Source organism: Thalassolituus marinus, from assembly GCF_020320395.1.
GTDB classification, from domain to species: Bacteria; Pseudomonadota; Gammaproteobacteria; order Pseudomonadales; family Oceanobacteraceae; genus Venatoribacter; species Venatoribacter marinus.
On record NZ_JAEDAH010000093.1, the window covers coordinates 1 to 4,154 of the forward strand.

Annotated in this window: 3 protein-coding genes and 1 pseudogene; all 4 read left to right on the forward strand. The window is 54.5% G+C overall.

Features of this window, described 5'->3' with window-relative positions; all coding sequences use genetic code 11:
- On the forward strand, window positions 1–246 hold a 246-nt coding region (locus tag I9W95_RS14480; RefSeq protein WP_225676136.1), incomplete at its 5' end, for a hypothetical protein.
- Entirely contained in the window at window positions 243–1,247 is a 1,005-nt protein-coding gene (ahr, locus tag I9W95_RS14485) for an NADPH-dependent aldehyde reductase Ahr (protein WP_225676138.1), read from the forward strand. The genes I9W95_RS14480 and ahr, both read left to right, overlap by 4 nt.
- Before the next feature lie 227 nt (window positions 1,248–1,474).
- Window positions 1,475–2,638 (forward strand): annotated as a pseudogene (locus I9W95_RS18540) (methyl-accepting chemotaxis protein); the annotation flags it as partial.
- Window positions 2,639–2,828: 190 nt separating this feature from the next.
- Window positions 2,829–4,067, forward strand: a complete 1,239-nt coding sequence (locus I9W95_RS14500; protein ID WP_225676140.1) for an NADH:flavin oxidoreductase/NADH oxidase family protein — start codon at window positions 2,829–2,831, stop codon at window positions 4,065–4,067.
- The last annotated feature ends 87 nt before the right edge of the window (window positions 4,068–4,154 follow it).

Below are 4,154 nucleotides of genomic sequence, written 5' to 3' on the forward strand. Positions count from 1 at the left end.
AGCACGCCTTTATACGGCATCACGTTATTTGTAGGAGCGACCTTTGGTTGGTGCGACACTCGCCGCGATCGCAGCCAACGGCAGCTCCTACAGCATGGTTCACAAAGAGCGTCGCACCGGGACGGCAGCTCCTGCAACACCAGCCTAACCATTAAGGTATATGGAAAACTCCGTTACCTTGCCTTCATACTGGGTTATTTTTTACTGTCACTGACCGATAACCTGATCCACGGAGTGAGACGATGATTAAAGCATGGGCAGCCGCTGAAGCCGGTGGCGAACTACAGCCGTACGAGTACGATCCGGGTCCGCTGGGCGCGCACGATGTTGAGATTGAGGTGGAATATTGTGGTATCTGTCACTCCGATCTGAGCATGCTGAATAACGAATGGGGCATGACCTCCTATCCGTTTGTGCCGGGGCACGAGGTGGCCGGACGTATCAGCGCTGTTGGTGAGCACGTGAACAAATTCAGCGTCGGCGATCGAGTTGGTTTGGGCTGGCATTCCGCTTACTGCAATGATTGCCACAGCTGCATGGAAGGCGATCATAATCTGTGTGCTGATGTGCATCACACCATAGTCGGTCGCCATGGCGGCTTTGCTGAAAAGGTCCGTGCTCAGGCCGCTGCAGTGGTTAAGCTGCCCGACAACCTGCCAGCAGAAACTGCAGGCCCGCTGTTCTGTGGTGGCATTACCGTGTTTAACCCGATTGTGCAGTTTGATGTAAAGCCAACCGCACGGGTGGCGGTGATCGGCATTGGTGGCCTTGGTCACCTGGCGGTTAAGTTTCTCAGTAAGTGGGGCTGCGAAGTCACTGCGTTTACCTCGTCAGAAGCCAAACGTACCGAAGCGCTGGCACTGGGTGCGCATAAGACCATCGACTCCACCGACAAGAACGCTATCCGCGCAGCGAAAAACTCGTTTGACCTGATTATCTCAACGGTTAACGTTGCCCTCGACTGGGGCTCCTACATCAGCACCCTGCGACCGAAAGGCCGTCTGCATTTTGTCGGTGCATTACTGGAGCCGGTGAAAGTTAACGTACTGGCACTGATGGATCAGCAGCGTTCGATCTCTTCTTCGCCGGTTGGCAGCCCGGCGGTGATTGCGCAGATGCTGGATTTCGCCGCGCGCCATGATATTCAGCCCGAAGTTGAAATGTTTGACCTTAGTGATGTTAACAAGGCCATTGAGCGTCTGGAGAATGGCAGTCCACGTTACCGGGTTGTTCTTAAAGTGAAATAACACAACAGCTACAAAATCTGCGCCCACTGCAAACAGTGCGGGCTGCAGGAGAAAGCCTGTCGGTTAGAACCGACAGGCTTTTTTTATTCTCAGTCATTAACCTGGCATTGGCGCGCAGTTCTGTGTTGTGTACCTATAGTTAGGTCAGTGCTCTCGAGGAATTTTCTATGTGGTTCAAACCCAAAAGCATTGCGCAGGGACGCATCAGCAGTGAACAGAGCGATGCGCTCAGACTGGCTCTGTGGAAGAACAACGCGATGATCGAATTCCAGCCGGACGGCATCATCGTCGATGTGAATGACCTTTTTCTGAACGTTGTCGGTTATGGCCGCGAACGGGTCGTTGGTCAGCATCATAAAATGTTCTGCCCGTCTGATCTGGTCAACAGTGATGGTTACTTCTCTTTCTGGAAAGACCTGGGGCGAGGCGAATTCAAAAGTGGTTTGTTCGAGCGGCGCGATGCGCAGGGCAATGACCTCTGGTTGCAGGCAACCTATTTCCCGGTGGAAGAAAATGGTGTCGTCACGCGAATCATAAAGCTGGCGCAGGATGTGACGGAAGAAACCGAACACCGGATGCGCCACAATGCGGTACGCGAAGCACTCGATCGTTCACTGGCGATTATCGAGTTTACGCCGGACGGTACCATTGTTGGCGCCAACGACAATTTCCTGCAGACCATGGGTTATGGGCCGGGGGAAATCAAAGGTAAGCATCATCGTATTTTCTGTGACGATGCCTTTTATAAACAGCATCCTGACTTCTGGAAGAAACTGGCGGCAGGACATTTCAGTACCGGTAAATATCAGCGTTTCCGCAAAGACGGCACCCCGGTATGGCTGGAAGCAACCTACAACCCGGTGAAGGATGCCTCTGGTAAAGTCACTATGGTGGTCAAGCTGGCGACGGATATCACCGGAAGGGTTGAAGAGGCAATGGAGTTTCAGGAAGCCGCAGCGCTGGCTCGGAAAAACTCAGAGAAGACGCTGACTATGAGCGGCGAGGGGGAATCGCTGCTACATGGCAGTGTAACGGCGTCTGAACAGGTTGCAGCTCAGGTCAGCCGGGTCGCCGAAGGCATCGGCCAGCTGAGCGCAAAATCGGCGGAGATTTCGGCCATTGTTACCACCATCAGCAGCATTGCGGAGCAGACCAATCTGCTGGCACTCAATGCTGCGATTGAAGCAGCACGGGCCGGCGAGCATGGTCGTGGGTTTGCCGTGGTGGCGGACGAGGTTCGCAGTCTGGCAAACAGAACCAACAGCTCGACCGCCGAAATTGACGAAATGGTGAAAGCCAATGAGCAACTGACCCGCGAAGCCTTGCGGCTGATGGCTCAGGCGGAAACCGATACTCGCACCATGGGAGAAGCGATCCGCCAGGCAGCCGGACGAATCGGTGATATTCGTGAAAGTGCGGCTCAGGTGGCGGAAACCGTGGCCAGAATTCAGCTGAAGTAGACTGAAACCCGAAACCCATTCGTTACCTTCGCTTATTGCTGAAAAGATAAAAAAAGCGCTTGAACTTAAAGTCAGCTTTAAGGTTAGCATGGCTCCGTCTGATGAATTAACGGAGTCTGTGATGACCACATCGGTAATGAGTTCACTCACCCTGCCCAATGGGCAGACACTGAAAAATCGTTTTGCCAAAGCCGCGATGGAAGAGAGTCTGGGTAATGCTGAGCTGTTACCGGATGACCAACTCGTTCAGCTTTACAGAACCTGGGGACAAGGTGGTACCGGCTTGCTGCTGACCGGCAACGTGATGGTTGACCATATGGCTATGACCGGACCCGGTGGCGTTGTGCTGGAAGCTGACACACCGTTGGAACCATTCCGCCGCTGGGCAGCAGCAGCCCATGAAGGTGGCGCTAAAATCTGGATGCAGATTAACCATCCGGGGCGACAGGTATTCGCTGCTCTGGGCGGTAAAGCCTTGTCGGCATCGGATATTGCGGTGGATCTGGGCAAGCACTCAAAGATGTTTGCACGTCCGCGGGCAATGTCGGAAGGCGAAATCGAAGATGTTATTGCACGTTTCGTTGCTACAGCCCGTCAGGCTGAAAAAGCCGGCTTCGATGGTGTGCAGATCCATGCTGCACACGGCTATCTTTTATCACAATTCCTGTCGCCGCTGACCAACCAGCGCAAAGATCAATGGGGTGGTAGCGTGTCTAACCGCGCGCGCCTGCTGCTGGAAATTGTTCGTCAGGTGCGGGCGGCGGTAGCGGCTGATTTTGCAGTTGCAGTCAAAATTAACTCGGCTGATTTTCAGCGTGGTGGTTTCGATCTCGATGATGCACATAAGGTCGTGCAGATGCTGAATCCGCTGGGTGTGGATGTCATTGAAGTCTCCGGCGGTAACTATGAAGCACCAGCCATGCAGGGGCGTACTGCCGACGGCCGTACCCTGGCACGGGAAGCGTATTTCCTCGAATTCGCCGAGCAGATCGCTCGTGTCAGCGAAGTGCCGGTAATGAGCACCGGCGGCGTAACCCGGCTGGCTACCGCGCAGGCTGTGGTGGATGCCGGTGTCGCGCTGGTGGGGATGGGCACTGCACTGGCGATTTGCCCGGATCTGGTTAATCGCTGGCAGCAGCAGCCGCAATACCGCCCGGATATTCAGCAAATAAACTGGAAGGACAAAGCGATTGCCAGCGTTGCTGCTATGGCTCTGGTACGCCGTCATATTCGTCGCTGGGCACAAGGGGCCTCGCAGCCGACCTGGCTCAGCCCACTGGTCAGTCTGCTGCTTGATCAGATGAAAATGAAAGGCAAGGTCCGGCGTTACCGGGCTCACGTGGCAGAAAAGGCGCAGTAAGCGCACTGCTGTCCCACAGTTTTTAATCAGCACCATAGCTGACAAAAACAGCATGTTTTAACATCAAGGCCTGCTGCCTCGCAGGGG